Source organism: Cellulosimicrobium sp. KWT-B (assembly GCF_002127155.1).
Lineage (GTDB): Bacteria > Actinomycetota > Actinomycetes > Actinomycetales > Cellulomonadaceae > Cellulosimicrobium > Cellulosimicrobium funkei.
Map to the genome: position 1 here is coordinate 53,384 of NZ_NEDO01000003.1, position 18,335 is coordinate 71,718.

Below are 18,335 nucleotides of genomic sequence, written 5' to 3' on the forward strand. Positions count from 1 at the left end.
GGGCGCGCGGTGAGCGGACGACCCGCCGTCGCGTGCGAGCGGCCGCGCTCAGGCGGCGTGCGCGGCGCGGACCGCGTCCGCCAGGCGCTGCGGGTGCCGGGTCGAGACGAGCCAGTACGGCGTCGGGTCCTGCGGGTCCTCGAGCACGACGTGCACCCCGGTGCGCGCCCACGCGCGCAGGCACACGTAGGCGCGCGCGTCGAGGCGGGGGCCGAGCTGGACGCGCATCGCGTCGGCGTCGAGCGTCGTCACCTGGCCGAGCAGCGACGCCGGGACGTGGGCCCGCCCCGCGCGCAGCTCGCCGTCGGCGACCTCGACGACGGGCGACGTCCACCACAGCGCGGCGACGCCCGCGACGGCGGCCAGGCCGCCCACCCCGAGGGCGACGGCGTGGCTCGCCGGCCACAGGGCGATCCCGAGGACGAGCGCGAAGCCGAGCGCCGCGGCCCAGCCGCCGACGCCCGGGACGAGGCGCTCGCGGTAGGAGGCCGTGCCCGCGGTGCCGGGCGTCCCGGCGGCTCCGCGGGTCGAGGACGGGGTGCTGCGGTCGGCGGCGTCGGTCATGGGTCCATCATCCCAGCCCCGCGCACCGCGGCCGACGTGCTCGCAGCGCGCCGCGCGCACTAGGCTCTGCGGGTGCCGAACCACCAGCAGCCCTCGACCGGCGACGTCGACGTCCTCATCACGCTCCTCGACGACGTCCCCCTGCCCGCCTACGCCCACCCGGGCGACGCGGGAGCGGACCTCGTGACGACCGTCGACGTCGAGCTGGCGCCGGGGGAGCGCGCCGTGGTCCCGACGGGCGTGTCGATCGCGCTGCCCGACGGCTACGCGGCGTTCGTGCACCCGCGCTCGGGTCTCGCGGCGAAGCACGGCCTCACCGTCGTCAACGCGCCGGGGACCGTGGACGCCGGGTACCGCGGCGAGATCAAGGTGACGCTGCTCAACACCGACGCGCGCGAGCCCGTCGTGCTGCGGCGCGGCGACCGGGTCGCGCAGCTCGTCGTCCAGAAGGTCGAGCGGGCGCGGTTCGTGCAGGCCGAGCGCCTGCCCGGCTCGCACCGCGGCGAGGGCGGGTTCGGGTCGAGCGGCGGCTGGACGCCCGCACCCTGACCGGCGCACCCGGCCCGCCGCTGCGCGGGCTAGTGTGGAATCAGTGCGGGGCGAGCGCCCCGTGAGGAGTCCCGGCCGAGTGCCGGGCAGGTGAAGGAGTTCGTCCGTGGGTCTGTTCCGTCGCTCCAGGTCGTCCGAGCCGGCCGAGTCGCCCGAGCCGTCGGGCACGACGTCCGAGCAGGTCGGCGACGGCGCGCCCGCCCCGGAGGCGGCCGCCGAGGCCCCCGCACGCGGCCCGTACGACTCCGCCCAGGTGCCCGAGCGCGGCCCGCGCCTCGACCTCGGCGCGGTGTGGCTCCCCGGCGTGCCGGGCATGGAGCTGCGCATGGAGGTCGACAAGAAGACCCAGCGCATCACGGGCGTGGCGTGCGCGGTCGGTGGCTCCGGGCTCCAGGTGCAGGCGTTCGCCGCGCCGCGCACCGAGGGCATCTGGGACGAGATCCGCGGCGAGATCGCGGCGTCCGTCACCAAGCAGGGCGGCACGGTCGACGACCTGCCGGGCCCGTTCGGGCGCGAGCTGCTCGCGCGCATCCCCGCGCAGACGCCGGACGGCCGCCCGGGCGTGCGGCCCGCGCGCTTCGTGGGCGTCGACGGCCCGCGCTGGTTCCTGCGCGGCGTGCTCACCGGCAAGGCCGCGGTCGACCCGGCCGAGGCGCGCCTGCTCGAGACCGTGTTCGCGAACATCGTCGTCGTGCGCGACCAGAACCCGCGCCCGCCGCGCGACCTGCTCACCCTGCACCTGCCGGGCAAGGGCCCGGAGGCCGCCCCGGCACCGACCCCGGCCGGTGCCCCCGAGACGCCGTCGTTCGACCCGCTGACCCGTGGGCCGGAGATCACGGAGATCCGCTGACATGGTCCCCACCCTGCGTGACGCCTGGCGCACCGCGCTCGCCTCCCAGGAGGAGCTCGCGGCCGACGAGGAGCGCACCGAGGCGGCCCGGCAGAAGGGCTGCCGTGCCGTCGCCGAGCTGCCCAACCGCCGCCGCGCGAAGATCTCCGGCGTCCTGCGGTCCGTCGTGCTCCGCCCGCGCGAGGGCGTGCCGACGGTCGAGGTCGAGCTCTTCGACGGGTCCGGCGTCGTCGACCTCGTCTGGCTCGGGCGCCGCCGGATCGCCGGCATCGAGCCCGGGCGCCGCGCGCTCGTCGAGGGGCTCGTGTGCGACGTCGACGGCCGCCGCACCATCTTCAACCCGCGCTACGAGCTGCTGGCCAAGCCGGGGGAGTGAGCCCGGCGGCCGTCGTGGACGGCCGTGCCGTACGATCCTGCGCACCCGACCCGGCCGCACCGGCCCTCCCGCCGGCGCCGCCCACCCGAGCCCCCGAGGACGCCACGACATGACGAGCAGCAGCGACGCGACCGGCGGCCCCGTGGGCGGCCGCCCCGACCCGGGCCGCGCGCCCGAGCCCGTCGCGCACGACGCCGAGGTGGTCGAGACGGTCGTCGACGACGTCGCGGCGCCCGAGGACGGCCGCGCCCGCGGCGTGCGCGCCCTCGCGGGCGAGGACTTCTCGGTGGCCGACGCGATCGGCGGCGTGCGCGGGCTCGTGGAGTCCGTCGCGCCCGGGCTCGTGTTCGTCGTCGTCTACGTCGCGGCGACCAACCTGCGCTGGGCGCTCGTCACGTCCGTCGCGGCCGCCCTCGTGGCCGTCGCCGCGCGCCTCGTCCAGCGCACGCCCGTGACGCAGGCGTTCGGCGGCCTGCTGGGCGTCGGCATCGGCGTCCTGTGGGCGTGGCGCTCGGGGGAGGCGCAGGACTACTTCGCGTGGGGCCTGTGGACCAACGCCGCGTACCTCGTCGCGCTCCTCGTGTCCGTGGTGGTCCGCTGGCCGCTCGTCGGGCTCGTCGTGGAGGGCTTCCGCAGCGGCTTCGGCGTGGGGACGGCGTCCGGCGGCACGACGGCGGACGCGACCGACGGCGAGCCCCGCGAGGGCGCGGACGTTCCCGCGCCGCAGCCCGCCGAGCCGGCCGCCGGGAGCGCGGGAGAGCCCGGCGCGTTCGCCCGCTGGGCGCGGGCGTGGCGGTCGGACCGCGCGCTCGTGCGCCGCTACACCGCCGCGACGTGGCTGTGGATCGGGCTCTTCGGGGCGCGCCTCGCCGTCCAGGTGCCGCTGTACCTCGACGGCGACGTCGGCTGGCTCGGCACCGCGCGCCTCGTCATGGGGATCCCGCTGTGGGCCCTCGTGCTGTGGCTCACGTGGATCCTGGTGCGCCGCCCCGCGACCGCCGGACCGCGGCCCACGGCGTAGCCGCACCGGCGAGCAGGCCGCACCGTCGCGCGGGCCGCGCTGTCAGAGCAGGTCGCCGCCGAGCTCGGGAGCCTCGACGGGCGCGTCCGGCGCCGTCGGGCCGTCCTCGCCCTCGCCGGCGAGCAGCCGCGCGAGCGCGCCCTCGTCCGCCTCGTTCCCCGTGACGAGCAGGAGCTCGTCGCCGACCTCGAGCGTGTCGTCCGCGCTCGGCGCGATGGGGCGCGTGCCGCGCACGATCGCCGCGAGCACGGTGTCCGCCGGCCAGCGCACCTCGCCCACGCGTCGGCCGAGGAGCGGCGACGACGGCGGCAGCGTCACCTCGAGGATGTCTGCGCCCGACTGGTGGAACGTGAAGATGCGCACGAGGTCGCCCACGGCGACGGCCTCCTCGACCATCGCCGTCATGATGCGCGGCGTGGACACGGCGACGTCGACGCCCCACGACTCGTCGAACATCCACTCGTTCTTCGGGTTGTTGACGCGCGCGACCGTGCGCGGCACGCCGAACTCGGTCTTGGCGAGGAGCGACACGACGAGGTTCACCTTGTCGTCGCCCGTCGCGGCGACGATGACGTCGCACTCGTCGACCTTCGCCTCGGCGAGCGACGACAGCTCGCACGCGTCGGCGAGCAGCCAGTCGGCGTCCGCGACCTGCGCGACGCGCATCGCCGCGGGCTGCTTGTCGACGAGCATGACCTCGTGGTCGTGGCTGAGGAGCTCGCGGGCGATCGAGCGGCCGACGGAGCCCGCCCCGGCGATGACGACGCGCATCACTCGGCCTCGACCTTCGGTGCGTGGGTGAGCTTGCGTTCGACGACGGCGGCCCGCTCGTCGTCCATGAGCACGTGCAGCACGTCGTTCTCCTGCAGGACGGTGCGGTCGGTGACGAGGACGCCGTCGCCGAAGCGGCTGACGAACGCGACGCGCGCCTCGGTCGCGTCCTCGATGGCGCGCACGGTGCGGCCGATCCAGCCGGGGTGGAAGTCGACCTGGGCGAGCCGCACGCGCCCGGACGGGTCGCGGTACTCGTCGGTCGCGCCGAACGGGAGCATGCGGCGCAGCACCTGGTCGGAGGTCCAGCGCACGGTCGCCACGGTCGGGATGCCGAGCCGCTGGTAGATCTCGGCGCGCTGCGGGTCGTAGATGCGCGCGACGACCTTCTCGACGCCGAACGTCTCGCGGACCACGCGCGCGGACAGGATGTTCGAGTTGTCGCCGTCGGAGACGGCGGCGAACGCGTACGCGTCCTCGATCCCGGCCTGCACGAGCGTGTCGCGGTCGAAGCCGACGCCGGTCACCTTCTTGCCCGTGAACTCCGCGGGCAGGCGCCGGAACGCATCGGGGTTCTGGTCGACGACGGCGACCGAGTGGCCGCTCGACTCGAGGGACTGGGCGAGCGTCGCACCGACGCGCCCGCAGCCCATGATCACGAAGTGCACGCACCGAACGCTACCGCCCGCCGGGCCCGCGGGCGCGCACCAGCGCGACCGGGCGCCGTCGGGCATAGCATGTGGCCTCGTGTCGGAGATCGCTGATGCCGCGAAGCGGCTGCTGCTCGGACGGCCTGTCCGTTCCGAGCACCTGGGGCACACGCTGCTCCCCAAGCGCGTCGCGCTGCCCGTGTTCGCGTCCGACGCGCTCTCGTCCGTCGCGTACGCCCCGGACGAGATCCTCCTGACGCTCGCGCTCGCGGGCCTCAGCGCGACGATGATCTCGCCGTGGGTCGGCCTCGCGGTCGTGGTCGTGCTGCTCACGGTCGTCGCGTCGTACCGCCAGAACGTGCGGGCGTACCCGTCGGGCGGCGGCGACTACGAGGTCGCGACGGTCAACCTCGGCCCGACGGCGGGCGTCGGCGTCGCGTCGGCCCTCATGGTCGACTACGTGCTCACGGTCGCGGTGTCGATCTCCTCGGGCGCGCAGTACGCCGCGAGCGCGATCCCCGCGCTGCGCGACCACGAGGCGGCGTTCGCGATCGGGCTCGTCGTGCTGCTCACGCTCGTCAACCTGCGCGGGGTGAAGGAGTCGGGCACCTTCTTCGCGATCCCGGTCTACCTCTTCATGCTCGCGATCGGCACGACGGCGGTCGTCGGCTTCTTCCAGTACGTCACCGGCAACCTCGGCCCGGCGGAGAGCGCGGAGTTCGAGCTCACGGCGGAGAGCGGGTTCGACCAGGGGCTCATGGGCATCGCGGGCGCGTTCCTCGTGGCGCGCGCGTTCGCGTCCGGGTGCGCCGCCCTCACGGGCGTCGAGGCCATCAGCAACGGCGTGCCCGCGTTCCGCAAGCCCAAGTCGCGCAACGCGGCCACGACGCTCGCCCTGCTCGGCGGCATCTCGGCGGCGATGATGCTCTCCATCCTCTTCCTCGCCCGGGCGACGGGCGTGCACTACGCGGAGGACCCGCACGCGCAGCTCTCGCTGAACGGCGAGCCGCTCCCGGTCGACTACGTGCAGCACCCGGTAATCGGGCAGCTCGCGGAGACGGTGTTCAGCGGCGCGCCGATCCTGTTCTACGTCGTGTCCGCCGTGACGGGGCTCATCCTCGTGCTCGCGGCGAACACCGCGTTCAACGGGTTCCCGGTGCTCGGCTCGATCCTCGCCAAGGACGGCTACCTCCCGCGCCAGCTCCACACGCGCGGCGACCGCCTCGCGTTCTCGAACGGGATCATCACGCTCGCGGTCGCGGCGATCGTGCTCATCTGGGCCTTCGACGCCGAGGTGACGCGCCTGATCCAGCTCTACATCGTGGGCGTGTTCGTGTCCTTCACGCTGTCCCAGCTGGGCATGGTGCGGCACTGGACCCGCGCGCTGCGCACCGAGCACCAGCCGCGCGAGCGGTCCCGCATGCGCCGCTCGCGCGTCGTGAACACCGTGGGTCTCGGCATGACGGGCACGGTGCTCGTCATCGTGCTCCTCACCAAGTTCACGCACGGCGCGTGGATCGCGATCCTCGCGATGGCGATCGTCTTCGTGCTCATGAAGTCGATCCGCAAGCACTACGACACCGTGCGCGACGAGCTCGCGCTCGGCGACGACGCCGCGGCCGCCCGCGCGCTGCCGAGCCGCGTGCACGCGATCGTGCTCGTCTCGAAGATCCACCGCCCGACGATGCGGGCGCTCGCGTACGCGCGGGCGTCACGGCCGTCGGTGCTCGAGGCCGTCACCGTCGGCGTCGACGCCGAGGACGTCGAGGACCTCATGCGGCAGTGGGAGGCCCTCGACCTCCCGGTGCCGCTGCGCGTGCTGGACTCGCCGTTCCGCGAGATCACGCGCCCCGTGCTGTCGTACGTGCGGTCGGTCCGCCGCGAGTCCCCGCGCGACCTGGTGGTCGTGTACATCCCGGAGTACGTCGTCGGGCACTGGTGGGAGCAGCTGCTGCACAACCAGAGCGCGCTGCGCCTCAAGGGCCGGCTCCTCTTCACGCCGGGCGTCGTCGTGGCGTCGGTGCCGTGGCAGCTCTCGTCGACGGAGGGGCAGACCGGGCTCGAGGGCGAGGGCTTCCGCCAGCGCTTCACCGGGTACTGATCGCGCCGGCGCGACTCCCGGAGGAGGCCCGGTCCCGACGTCGGGGCCGGGCCTTCGCGCGTCCGCGGCGGGAGCCCGGGGGAGAGTGCGGGGGGAGCGCGCGGGAGAGTCCGGGATACTGGGGGCATGCCGTCCTCCTCGCGTGGTCCTGCCGTGCCCTCCGACCGACCGTCCGACCCCGGCGCGGGTCGTCCCGAGCGCGCGCCGCGCCGGTCCGGCCGACGACCCGGCCGGCAGACCCGGCAGTCGCCGCGCGTGCTCCCTCGACCTGAGGTCGAGGTCGAGCTCGAGGTCGGCCCGGTGGCGCACGGCGGGCACTGCGTGGCACGGCACGAGGGCCGGGTCGTCTTCGTGCGGCACGCCCTGCCGGGCGAGCGCGTGCGCGCCCGCGTCACCGAGGGCGGCGACGCGGCGAAGTTCTGGCGCGCCGACGCGGTCGAGGTCCTCGAGGCGTCGCCCGACCGCGTGCCGTCCGCGTGGCCGGAGGCCGGTCCGGGCGGCGTGGGCGGCGGGGAGCTCGCGCACGTCGCGCTCGGCGCGCAGCGGCGGTGGAAGCGCGACGTCCTCGCCGAGCAGCTGCGCCGCCTCGCGCACGTCGACCTCGACGCGCTTCACCCTCAGGTAGAGGTCGAGGGTCTGCCGGGGGACGACGAGCGCGGCGGCCTCGCCTACCGCACGCGCGTGGACCTCGTGGCCGACGGCGGCGGTCGCGCCGGCATGCACCGCTTCCGCTCGCACACCGTCCTCCCGCTCGACGCCATGCCGCTCGCGAGCGAGGACGTCGCCGACCTCGCGGCGCACGAGAAGGTCTTCACCCGCTCGTGGCGACCGGGCACCCGGATCGAGCTCGTCGCGCCCGTCGGGTCCGCGCCGGTCCTGCTCGTCGACGGCGAGCCCTGGCGCGGGGGCTCTCTCGACCACCGGCCCAACGCGCGGCGCAGTGTCACCGAGCGCGTCGTGCTCGGCGACCGGGAGCACACGTACCGGGTCGCCGCGGACGGGTTCTGGCAGGTCCACCGCGAGGCGCCCGCCGCCCTGACGCGCGCGGTGCTCGACGGCGTCGGCGACGTCGACGGCGCGCGCGTGCTCGACCTCTACTCGGGGGCCGGGCTGTTCACGTCGCCGCTCGCGGCCGCCGTCGGGGACGCGGGCACCGTGCTCGCGGTCGAGGGCGACGAGCGGGCCGTGCGCGACGCCCGGCGCAACGCGCACGGGCTCGACCGGGTCGAGCTACGGCACGGGCCGGTCGAGCAGGTGCTCGCCCAGGACGGGAGCGGCGCGGACGTCGTCGTGCTCGACCCGCCCCGCGTCGGTGCCGGGCGCGCCGTCGTCGAGGCCGTCGTGGGCCGCGAGCCGTCGCGCGTCGTCTACGTCGCGTGCGACCCGGCCGCGCTCGCGCGCGACGTGTCGTACCTCGCGGAGCACGGCTACGGGCTCACCTCGCTGCGCGCGTTCGACCTCTTCCCCATGACCCACCACCTGGAGGCGGTGGCGGTCCTCACGCGCTGACCGCGCGGCGGCGCGGGCGCCCCGCCGCGGGCGCATGATGAGGGGGAGACCCCACGAGCACGGACGGTGAGGCGCGCATGACGAGCACGGCGGCGACGGGGACCCGGACGGACGTCCGGGCGGCGAGCCAGGACGGGCCCGGCGACGGTCCGGACGACGTCCGGGACGTCGTCGGCGTGGGCGTCCTGATGCCGAACGGGCGGCTCGCGGGCCGGAGCTTCGCGTCGCGCGCCGAGGCGGAGGCGTGGGCGCGGCCCGAGGAGGGGGAGCAGGTCGTCGAGCTCAACGTCCTGTGCGACTGCGACCTCTGAGCCGTCGTCGACCCCATATATCTTGACGTCAAGATATATGGGGTATGCTGGTCGCGGTGCAGGTCGCAGCGGGTCGTGGACGAGCCGCCGGCCACCGCCCCGCCCGTCCTCCGGGACGCGGCCGGAGCGGCGCACCGGCCCGGCGTAGTCTGGGCGAAGCCCCCTGAACCATGGCATCCGTGCCACCGTCTCGCCACGAAGGAGCTACGAGTGAGCAGCGTCGACACGTTCGGGTCGAAGGGAACGCTGGAGGTCGGTGAGAACTCGTACGAGATCTTCCGCCTCTCCGCCGTCGAGGGTGTCGAGCGCCTCCCGTACAGCCTGAAGATCCTCGCCGAGAACCTCCTGCGCACGGAGGACGGCGCCAACATCACCGCGGACCACGTCCGCGCGCTCGCGTCCTGGGACCCGGACGCGCAGCCGGACACCGAGATCCAGTTCACGCCGGCGCGCGTGATCATGCAGGACTTCACCGGTGTCCCGTGCGTCGTGGACCTCGCGACGATGCGCGAGGCCGTCGCGGAGCTCGGCGGCGACCCGTCGCGCATCAACCCGCTGGCGCCGGCCGAGATGGTCATCGACCACTCGGTCCAGATCGACGTCGCGGGCCGCTCGGACGCGTTCGAGCGCAACGTCGAGTTCGAGTACCAGCGCAACCACGAGCGCTACCAGTTCCTGCGCTGGGGCCAGACGGCCTTCGACGACTTCAAGGTCGTCCCCCCGGGCACCGGCATCGTGCACCAGGTCAACATCGAGTACCTCGCGCGCACCGTCATGACCCGCGAGGTCGGCGGCGTGCTCCGCGCCTACCCGGACACGTGCGTCGGCACCGACTCGCACACGACGATGGTCAACGGCCTCGGCGTGCTCGGCTGGGGCGTCGGCGGCATCGAGGCCGAGGCGGCCATGCTCGGTCAGCCCGTCTCGATGCTCATCCCGCGCGTCGTGGGCTTCAAGCTCAACGGCTCCATCCCGGCGGGCGTGACCGCGACGGACGTCGTGCTCACCATCACCCAGATGCTGCGCCAGCACGGCGTCGTCGGGAAGTTCGTCGAGTTCTACGGCGCGGGCGTGGCCCAGGTGCCGCTCGCGAACCGCGCGACCATCGGCAACATGAGCCCCGAGTTCGGCTCGACCGCCGCGATCTTCCCGATCGACGGCGTGACGATCGACTACCTGCGCCTCACGGGCCGCAGCGACGAGCAGCTCGCGCTCGTCGAGGCGTACGCCAAGGAGCAGGGGCTGTGGCTCGACCCCGAGGCCGACGGCTACGTCGAGCCCGTCTTCTCGGAGTACCTCGAGCTGGACCTCTCGACGGTCGTCCCGTCGATCGCCGGCCCGAAGCGCCCGCAGGACCGCATCGAGCTCGGCGAGGCGAAGGAGTCGTTCGCGTCCGCGATCCTCGACTACGTCGACGCCCAGGAGGCGGCGCCGTTCACGGGTCTCGACGAGTCGGTCGAGGAGACGTTCCCGGCGTCCGACCCCATCGCCGCCGCCGCGCACGACGACCCGTCCGACCAGCCGGTCGCGCCGGGCCACGCCGACAGCGCGAAGCGCCCGCACAAGGTCGTCCCGGTCACGCTCGAGGACGGCACGACGACCGAGCTCGACCACGGGCACGTCGTCATCGCGTCGATCACGTCGTGCACCAACACGTCGAACCCGTCGGTCATGCTCGCGGCGGCCCTGCTCGCGAAGAAGGCGGTCGACCGCGGCCTCGCGTCGAAGCCGTGGGTCAAGACGTCCATGGCGCCCGGCTCGCAGGTCGTGACGAACTACTACGAGAAGGCCGGCCTGTGGCCGTACCTCGAGAAGCTCGGCTTCCACCTGGTCGGCTACGGCTGCGCCACGTGCATCGGCAACTCGGGCCCGCTCGCCGACGAGATCTCGGCGACGGTCAACGAGCACGACCTCTCGGTCGTCTCGGTCCTCTCGGGCAACCGGAACTTCGAGGGCCGCATCAACCCCGACGTGAAGATGAACTACCTCGCGTCGCCGCCCCTCGTCATCGCCTACGCGCTGGCCGGCACGATGGACTTCGACTTCGACGGCGAGCCCCTGGGCACCGACCCGCACGGCGAGCCGGTCTTCCTCAAGGACATCTGGCCCTCCCCGGAGGAGGTCCAGGCGACGATCGACGCGTCGATCGACCGCGACATGTTCACGAAGGACTACGCGGACGTCTTCACGGGTGACGACCGCTGGCGCGCGCTCGAGACGCCCGAGGGCGACACGTTCGCGTGGGACACCGAGTCGACCTACGTGCGCAAGCCCCCGTACTTCGACGGCATGGGCATGGAGCCGTCGCCCGTCACGGACATCTCCGGCGCGCGCGTGCTCGCGAAGCTCGGCGACTCGGTGACGACCGACCACATCAGCCCCGCCGGTGCCATCAAGGTGGACTCGCCGGCCGGCAAGTACCTCGCGGAGCACGGCGTCGCGCGCCGCGACTTCAACTCCTACGGCTCCCGCCGCGGGAACCACGAGGTCATGATCCGCGGCACGTTCGCGAACATCCGCCTGCGCAACCAGCTCCTCGACAACGTCGAGGGCGGCTACACCTTCAACTTCGTGAAGGACGCGCAGGACACGATCTACGACGCCGCGCAGGACTACGCCGCGCAGGGCACCCCGCTCGTCATCCTGGGCGGCAAGGAGTACGGCTCCGGCTCGTCGCGCGACTGGGCGGCCAAGGGCACGGCGCTCCTGGGCGTCAAGGCCGTCATCACGGAGAGCTTCGAGCGCATCCACCGCTCGAACCTCATCGGCATGGGCGTCCTGCCGCTGCAGTTCCCGGCGGGGGAGAGCGCCGAGTCGCTCGGCCTCGCGGGCACGGAGACCTTCGACATCGAGGGCATCACCGCGCTCAACGACGGCACCACGCCGTCGACGGTCAAGGTCACCGCCACGAAGCCCGACGGCACGAGCGTCGAGTTCGACGCCGTCGTGCGCATCGACACCCCGGGCGAGGCGGACTACTACCGCAACGGCGGCATCCTGCAGTACGTGCTGCGCTCGCTCGTCGCCTGACACGCACGCGCGTCCCGACGGCGCGTCCACCCCGGCCGGGGTGGGCGCGCCGTCGTCGTTCTCCACCAGGCCCTGCGCGGGTGTCGGGAGTCCGGCGTAGCGTCGGTCGCATGACACAGCGGTCGTGGTCGGTCCTGGGCGTCCCGTCGAGCGCGGCCGCCCACGGCCCCGGTCTCGAGAAGGCGCCCGCGGCGCTGCGTGCGGCCGGGCTCGTGGACGCGCTCCGGGCGCGCGGGCTCGTGGTCACCGACCAGGGCGACGTCGAGCCGGCCCGCTGGCGCGCGCACCACGTGCCCGGACGCCTGAACGACGTCGAGCGCGTCGCCGCGGGCGCGGGTCGGGTCCGGGAGGCGGTCCGCGACGGGCTGCGAGGGGGCCACGTCCCCCTGGTGCTCGGCGGCGAGTGCACCGTGACGCTCGGTATCGTCGCCGCGGTGGTGGACGTGCACGACGACTGCGGGCTGGTCTACGTCGACGGCGGGCAGGACCTGTTCACGGTCGCGTCGCACCCCGAGGAGCCCATCGCCGACGCGACGGGCGTCGCGCACCTCCTCGACCTCCCGGGCGCGAGCCCGGAGCTGAGCGCCGTCGGGGCGCGACGACCGCTCCTGGACGCGCGACGGCTCGCGTTCCTCGGCTTCTCCGACGCCGAGGAGGACGAGGACGGCCGCGTCGCCGCGACCCGGGTCCCCGCCGCCGAGGTCTCCGCAGGTCCCGAGGCGGCGGCCCGTCGTGCCGTGGACGGCGTGGGCGGCGGGCCGTTCGTGCTTCACGTGGACGTGGACGTCCTCGACTTCTTCGCGCTGCCCGCCGCCGACGTGCCCGTCTTCGGGCGCGGGCTCGTCCCCGTGGAGCTGGAGCGCGTCGTGCGCGAGGTCGTCTCCGACCCGGACCTCGTCGCGGTCACGCTGGTCGAGTTCAACCCGGACCACGGCGGGTCGACGACGGCCCGCGCGCTGGTCGACCTGCTCGCCCGCGCGCTCGCGCCCGGCTGACGCGGGGTACGGGCACCGAGGCCCGGGCGGGCCGTCAGAGCGGGGCGTCGAGCGTGCGCGTCCGGTCCCACGGCTCGGTCCAGCCGAGCCGGTCGAACAGCGCGTCGAGGATGCCGCCGGTGAAGCCCCAGACGAGGTGCTCGCGCCCGTCGGCCTCCACGAGGAAGCCGGGGCTCTTGTGCACCCGGCGGTCGCGGCGGACCGTCACCGTGCGGCGCCGGCCGGGGTCGAGCAGGTCGGCCACGGGGACCCGGAACACGTGGGCCGACTCGGCGGCGTCGACGGCGCGGACCGGGGTGGGCCGGGCCCACCACCCGAGCACGGGCGTGACGACGTGGTTGCTCACCGGCACGGGCAGCCGACCGAGCGTGCCGAGCACCTCGACGCCGCCCGGGTCGAGGCCCGTCTCCTCCTCGGCCTCGCGCAGCGCGCCGCCCACGGGGCCGTCGTCGTCGGGCTCGAGCCGGCCGCCCGGGAACGCGACCTGGCCCGGGTGGTGGCCGAGCGTCGTCGCGCGCGCGAGCAGGAGCACGTCGAGGTCGGCGGGGACGGCCGCGGCCGGGTGCTCCGCGGGCACCCCGTCGAGGACGCCGAAGAGCAGCAGCACGGCGGCGTCGCGCGCGTCCGGGCGCAGCGTGCCGACGGCGTGGCGCCACGGCTCGGGCCAGGCGCCGCCGTCCCGGGCGAGCGTCGCGAGCTGGGCGCGCGCCGACGCGCGCGCAGCCTCGGGCGGGGTCGTCACCAGCTCACCGGGAGCGGGCGGCCCTCCTCGTAGCCCGCGGCCGACTGCACGCCCACGACGGCGCGGTCCGCGAACTCGGCGAGGCTCGACGCCCCGGCGTAGGTCGCGGAGCTGCGCAGCCCGGACGTGATCTGGTCGAGCAGGTCCTCGACGCCGGGCCGCTGCGGGTCGAGGAACATGCGGCTCGAGCTGATGCCCTCCTCGTACAGCGCCTTGCGCGCGCGGTCGAACGGCGATCCCCCCGCGGTGCGGGCGGCGACGGCGCGCGCCGACGCCATGCCGAAGCTCTCCTTGTAGAGGCGGCCCGTGCCGTCGTCGTGCAGGTCGCCCGGGGACTCGTAGGTGCCCGCGAACCACGAGCCGATCATCACCTGCGAGGCGCCCGCGGCGAGCGCGAGGGCGACGTCGCGCGGGTGGCGCACGCCGCCGTCGGCCCAGACGTGCTTGCCGAGCTCGCGCGCCGCGGCGGCGCACTCCAGCACCGCGGAGAACTGCGGGCGGCCGACGGCCGTCATCATGCGCGTGGTGCACATGGCGCCCGGCCCCACGCCCACCTTGACGATGTCCGCGCCCGCGGCGACGAGGTCGCGCACGCCGTCGGCCGTGACGACGTTGCCCGCCACGACGGGGACGTCCGGGCCCACCGAGCGCACCGCGTCGAGCGCCTGGAGCATCTTGGCCTGGTGGCCGTGCGCCGTGTCCACGACGAGCACGTCCACCCCGGCCGCGAGGAGCTCCTTCGCCTTCGCCGCGACGTCGCCGTTGATCCCGACGGCGGCGCCGACGCGCAGGCGCCCGGCGTCGTCCAGCGCGGGCGCGTAGACCGACGAGCGCAGCGCGCCCTTGCGCGTGAGGACGCCGACGAGCGCACCGTCGCGCGTCACGGGCGCGACCTTGAGGCGAGCGGTGTGGAGCTGCTCGTAGGCCGCCTCGAGCCCGGCACGACCGCCGTCGAGCACGGAGGCGTCGAGGACGAGGGGGTGGTCGGTCATCACCTGGTGGACCTGGGTGAAGCGGTCGACGTCGGCGCAGTCGGCCTCCGTGACCACGCCGACCGGTCGCCCGCCGTCCACGACGACCGCGGCGCCGTGCGCGCGCTTGCCGATGAGCGTGAGGGCGGTGTGGACGGTGTCGTGCGGGCCGACGACGACGGGCGTCTCGATGACGGGGTCCTTGGACTTCACGTCCGCGACGACGTCCGCCACGACGTCGGTCGGCACGTCCTGCGGGATGATCGCGATGCCGCCGCGCCGCGACACGGTCTCCGCCATGCGGCGCCCCGCGACGGCCGTCATGTTGGCGACGACGACGGGGATCGTCGTGCCCGTGCCGTCGGCGGAGGAGAGGTCGACGTCGAAGCGCGACGCGACCTCGGAGCGCGACGGGACGAGGAACACGTCGCCGTAGGTGAGGTCGGTCGCGGGGGACTGTCCGGGCAGGAAGCGCATGGCTCCATCCTACGAGGTCACACCCCGCCGTTGTCCGCAGTGCGGAAGGAGAATTCCACGAACGCCGCGTCCGTGCGTCCGCGGCGCGAGTGTGCGTCAATGACGTGAAGGTCCCGTCGCCCGGCGCACCGCGGCGCAGGTCATCGGCCCGGACGGCCTAGAGTTGTCGGGCTGGTCGCACGGGAACGGAACGGAGCATCTGCATGAGCCTGCTTGGCACGATCACCTCGCCCGAGGACGTGCAACGGCTGACCCCGGGGCAGGCGCGCGAGCTCGCCGCGGAGATCCGGGCGTTCCTCGTCGACTCCGTCTCCCGCACGGGCGGCCACCTCGGCCCGAACCTCGGGGTCGTGGAGCTGACCATCGCGATGCACCGCGTGTTCTCCTCGCCCACGGACACCTTCGTGTTCGACACGGGCCACCAGTCCTACGTGCACAAGCTCCTCACGGGGCGCCAGGACTTCTCCGCGCTGCGCAAGCAGGGCGGGCTGTCCGGGTACCCGTCGCGCGCCGAGTCCGAGCACGACGTCGTCGAGAACTCGCACGCGTCCACCGCGCTCTCGTGGGGCGACGGCATCGCGAAGGCGAACGTCGTGCGCGGCCTCACCGACCGGCACGTCGTCGCGGTCATCGGCGACGGCGCGCTCACCGGCGGCATGGCCTGGGAGGCGCTCAACAACATCGCGGAGAGCCAGGACCGGCGGCTCGTGGTCGTCGTCAACGACAACGGGCGCTCGTACTCGCCCACGATCGGCGGCCTCGCGCACCACCTGTCGACGCTGCGCACCACGCACGGCTACGAGAGCTTCCTGCAGTGGGGCAAGCGCACCCTCAACCGGTCCGGCGCGCCCGGGCGGTTCGCGTACGAGTGGCTGCACGGCCTGAAGAAGGGCCTCAAGGACGTCGTCGCGCCCCAGGGCATGTTCGAGGACCTCGGCATCAAGTACGTCGGGCCGGTCGACGGCCACGATGTCGAGGCCATGGAGCACGCGCTGCGCCGCGCGAAGGCGTACGGCGCGCCCGTGATCGTGCACGCGCTCACCGAGAAGGGCCGCGGCTACACGCCCGCCGAGCAGGACGTCGCCGACCGCTTCCACGCCGTGGGCAAGATCCACCCGGAGACCGGGCTCCCGGTCGCGCCCTCGCGCTTCGGCTGGACGAGCGTCTTCGCCGACGAGATCGTCCAGATCGGGCGCCGGCGGTCCGACGTCGTCGCGATCACCGCGGCGATGCTCGAGCCCGTCGGTCTCAAGCCGTTCTCGCAGGCGTTCCCCGAGCGCACGTTCGACGTCGGGATCGCGGAGCAGCACGCCGCGACGTCGGCGGCCGGCATGGCGTTCGCCGGGCTGCACCCGGTGGTCGCGGTGTACGCGACGTTCCTCAACCGCGCGTTCGACCAGGTGCTCATGGACGTCGCGCTGCACAAGGCCGGCGTGACGTTCGTGCTCGACCGCGCGGGCATCACGGGCGACGACGGCGCGAGCCACAACGGCATGTGGGACATGGCGATGCTGCGCATCGTGCCGGGCCTGCGCCTGGCCGCGCCACGCGACGAGGAGACCCTGCGGACCGCGCTGCGCGAGGCCGTGGACGTCGACGACGCCCCGACGGTCGTGCGGTACCCGAAGGGCGCGCTCTCGGACGCGCTGCCCGCCGTCGAGTCCGTCGACGGCGTGGACCTGCTCGCGGTGCCTGCGGACGCGGGCGACGAGGCCGCCCCCGCCACGGCGGCGCCGGGTGGTCCGCGCCGCGTCCTGCTCGTCGGCCTGGGCTCGATGGCCCGCGTCGCGCTCGACGCCGGGGAGTCGCTCACCGCGCACGGCGTCGACGTCACGGTCGTGTCGCCCACGTGGGTGCTCCCGCTGCCGAGCGCGCTCGTCAAGCTCGCCGGGGAGCACGACCTCGTGGTGACGGTGGAGGACGGCGTCGTGGACGGCGGGGTCGGCGCGCTGCTGGCCCAGCGGGCGCTGGAGTCGGGCGTGCGCACGCCCGTGCACCCGATCGGTCTCCCGGCGCAGTTCCTCGACCACGCCACGCGCGACCAGGTCGTGTCCGCGTACCGCCTCACCGGGGCGGACGTCGCGCGCGACGTGCTGGACGCGCTCGCGGCGCTCGCACGCGGCTGACGACCCGTGCCGCGCACCCGGCTCCCGGGTGCGCAGCCCCGGATGTGCGGACGGCCCGCGGCGCAGGTGCGCCGCGGGCCGTCGCGTCGGTCAGGAGTGGGTGACCTCGACCGCGTGCTCGACGACGGCACGCAGGTCGCCGCCGGACGCCGCGTGCCACGCGCGCTGCCGGGCGGCACCGTTGCCCCCGGACCACAGCCGCCCGAGCAGCTCGGTCACCGCGTCCAGGTCTCCGGCGTCGACGAGCGCGTCGCGCACGTGCGCGACGAGCTGGCCGACGACGTCGTGCGCGGGGGCCGGGCGCCAGGTGAGGGGCGAGACGAGGTCCTCCTCGAGGCCCGAGCGGCCGGCGCGCCAGGACGCGGTGCGCAGGATCTCGGGTCGCAGCTCGGGCGCGGGCGCGCCGTCGGCGGACTCGCGGGCCGCCGTCTCGACGAGACCGCGGGCGAGCGCCGCGAGCAGCGTCGCGGTGTCCGGGTCGAGGCACACGTCCGCGACGCGGATCTCGACCGTGGGGTAGCGCGACGACAGGCGGGCGTCGAAGTAGACCATGTTCTCGTCGAGGATCGTCCCGGTCGCGACGAGGCCGTCGACCGCCGCGCGGTACGCCTCGGGCGAGCCGAACGCGCGCGTCGGGCCCGAGGTGGGCCAGCGCGACCAGACCTGCGAACGGAAGCTCGCGTACCCGCTGTCCTGGCCCTGCCAGAAGGGCGAGTTCGTGCTCAGCGCGAGGAGCGTCGCGAGCCACGGCCCGATGCGGTCGAGCACCGCGACGCCCTCGGTGTCGTCCGCGACGGCGACGTGCACGTGGCAGCCGCTCGTCAGCTGCTCGCGCGCGGTGAGGCCGAACGCGGCGCGCGCCTCGAGGTAGCGCAGGCGCGACACGGTCGTGCCCTCGAACGGCAGGGGAGACGTCGAGAGCGCGGCGACCCGGGCCCCGACGCGGTCCGCGGCCTCCTGGGCGCGACGTCGGCCCTCGCGGATCTCGGTCGCGAGCTCGTCGATCTCGCGGCGCGGGTGCGTCGCCGTCTCGAGCTGCTCCTCCATGAACTCCGACTCCAGCGAGCCGGTGCCCCCGCCCTTGTCGTCCGTGCCGGAGGCCTCGAGGGCCTCGGCCGCGCGGGCGACGGGCTGCCCGTCGTCGCCGACGAGCAGGAACTCTTCCTCGACCCCTACGGTGCGTTTCACCCGGGCAGTCTCACACGGATGCGCGCGGCACGTCCGGCGAGCGTGTGACGGGCGCCCGTGTCGTGCGTCACGACGGCGGCGCGGGGTCCCCGACGGGAGGGCCC

General features: G+C 74.6%; 16 protein-coding genes. 10 read left to right on the plus strand and 6 right to left on the minus strand.

Translation table 11 applies throughout. From position 1 onward, the window contains the following. Positions 1-48 precede the first annotated feature (48 nt). Positions 49-564, minus strand: coding sequence for a DUF3093 domain-containing protein (locus tag B9L22_RS10100; protein WP_086150295.1), 516 nt, complete (start codon positions 562-564; stop codon positions 49-51). Positions 565-636: 72 nt separating this feature from the next. Between B9L22_RS10100 and dut the strand changes: the two genes are divergently transcribed. The 4 genes from dut (at position 637) to B9L22_RS10120 (ending at position 3,360) form a co-directional block, all read left to right on the plus strand. Continuing rightward, positions 637-1,113: a dUTP diphosphatase gene (dut, locus tag B9L22_RS10105; protein WP_034652386.1), complete on the plus strand. Its 477-nt coding sequence runs from the start codon at positions 637-639 to the stop codon at positions 1,111-1,113. Positions 1,114-1,219: 106 nt separating this feature from the next. Next, positions 1,220-1,963, plus strand: a complete 744-nt coding sequence (locus B9L22_RS10110; protein WP_061268206.1) for a DUF3710 domain-containing protein — start codon at positions 1,220-1,222, stop codon at positions 1,961-1,963. Position 1,964: 1 nt separating this feature from the next. Next, positions 1,965-2,339 (plus strand): OB-fold nucleic acid binding domain-containing protein, encoded by a 375-nt coding sequence (locus tag B9L22_RS10115; RefSeq protein ID WP_034652381.1) that lies wholly within the window; start codon positions 1,965-1,967, stop codon positions 2,337-2,339. A gap of 109 nt (positions 2,340-2,448) precedes the next feature. Further along, positions 2,449-3,360, plus strand: coding sequence for a DUF3159 domain-containing protein (locus B9L22_RS10120; RefSeq protein WP_086150296.1), 912 nt, complete (start codon positions 2,449-2,451; stop codon positions 3,358-3,360). 42 nt (positions 3,361-3,402) lie between these two features. Here B9L22_RS10120 and B9L22_RS10125 read toward each other — a convergent pair whose 3' ends face one another. Together B9L22_RS10125 and B9L22_RS10130 are read right to left on the minus strand one after the other, a co-directional pair. Further along, the gene (locus B9L22_RS10125; protein ID WP_051028145.1) at positions 3,403-4,131 is read right to left on the minus strand and encodes a TrkA family potassium uptake protein; all 729 of its coding nucleotides are present in this window, start codon (positions 4,129-4,131) and stop codon (positions 3,403-3,405) included. Next, positions 4,131-4,784 (minus strand): TrkA family potassium uptake protein, encoded by a 654-nt coding sequence (locus B9L22_RS10130; RefSeq protein WP_031316042.1) that lies wholly within the window; start codon positions 4,782-4,784, stop codon positions 4,131-4,133. The genes B9L22_RS10125 and B9L22_RS10130 overlap by 1 nt, the downstream gene beginning before the upstream one ends. A gap of 94 nt (positions 4,785-4,878) precedes the next feature. Here B9L22_RS10130 and B9L22_RS10135 point away from each other — a divergent pair, with 94 nt between their 5' ends. The 5 genes from B9L22_RS10135 (at position 4,879) to B9L22_RS10155 (ending at position 12,727) form a co-directional block, all read left to right on the plus strand. Further along, positions 4,879-6,882: an APC family permease gene (locus B9L22_RS10135; RefSeq protein WP_034652378.1), complete on the plus strand. Its 2,004-nt coding sequence runs from the start codon at positions 4,879-4,881 to the stop codon at positions 6,880-6,882. 255 nt (positions 6,883-7,137) lie between these two features. Further along, positions 7,138-8,391, plus strand: a complete 1,254-nt coding sequence (locus B9L22_RS10140; protein WP_233139982.1) for a class I SAM-dependent RNA methyltransferase — start codon at positions 7,138-7,140, stop codon at positions 8,389-8,391. Between the two features lie 77 nt (positions 8,392-8,468). After that, positions 8,469-8,702, plus strand: a complete 234-nt coding sequence (locus B9L22_RS10145; RefSeq protein WP_086150298.1) for a hypothetical protein — start codon at positions 8,469-8,471, stop codon at positions 8,700-8,702. A gap of 210 nt (positions 8,703-8,912) precedes the next feature. After that, complete coding sequence (locus B9L22_RS10150) at positions 8,913-11,732, plus strand: aconitate hydratase (protein WP_076404955.1); 2,820 nt, start codon at positions 8,913-8,915, stop codon at positions 11,730-11,732. A gap of 110 nt (positions 11,733-11,842) precedes the next feature. Next, complete coding sequence (locus tag B9L22_RS10155; protein WP_086150299.1) at positions 11,843-12,727, plus strand: arginase family protein; 885 nt, start codon at positions 11,843-11,845, stop codon at positions 12,725-12,727. 34 nt (positions 12,728-12,761) lie between these two features. Here B9L22_RS10155 and B9L22_RS10160 read toward each other — a convergent pair whose 3' ends face one another. Both B9L22_RS10160 and B9L22_RS10165 read right to left on the minus strand, forming a co-directional pair. Next, positions 12,762-13,469, minus strand: coding sequence for a CoA pyrophosphatase (locus B9L22_RS10160; RefSeq protein WP_086150300.1), 708 nt, complete (start codon positions 13,467-13,469; stop codon positions 12,762-12,764). After that, positions 13,466-14,917, minus strand: coding sequence for a GuaB1 family IMP dehydrogenase-related protein (locus tag B9L22_RS10165; RefSeq protein ID WP_043654636.1), 1,452 nt, complete (start codon positions 14,915-14,917; stop codon positions 13,466-13,468). The genes B9L22_RS10160 and B9L22_RS10165 overlap by 4 nt, the downstream gene beginning before the upstream one ends. A 203-nt stretch (positions 14,918-15,120) precedes the next feature. On the opposite strand from B9L22_RS10165, the gene dxs reads away from it, so the two are divergent. Continuing rightward, positions 15,121-17,043, plus strand: coding sequence for a 1-deoxy-D-xylulose-5-phosphate synthase (gene dxs, locus B9L22_RS10170; RefSeq protein ID WP_086150301.1), 1,923 nt, complete (start codon positions 15,121-15,123; stop codon positions 17,041-17,043). Positions 17,044-17,133: 90 nt separating this feature from the next. On the opposite strand, the gene B9L22_RS10175 is transcribed toward dxs, so the two are convergent. Next, entirely contained in the window at positions 17,134-18,231 is a 1,098-nt protein-coding gene (locus tag B9L22_RS10175; RefSeq protein ID WP_228485322.1) for a glutamate--cysteine ligase, read from the minus strand. Between the last annotated feature and the right edge of the window lie 104 nt (positions 18,232-18,335).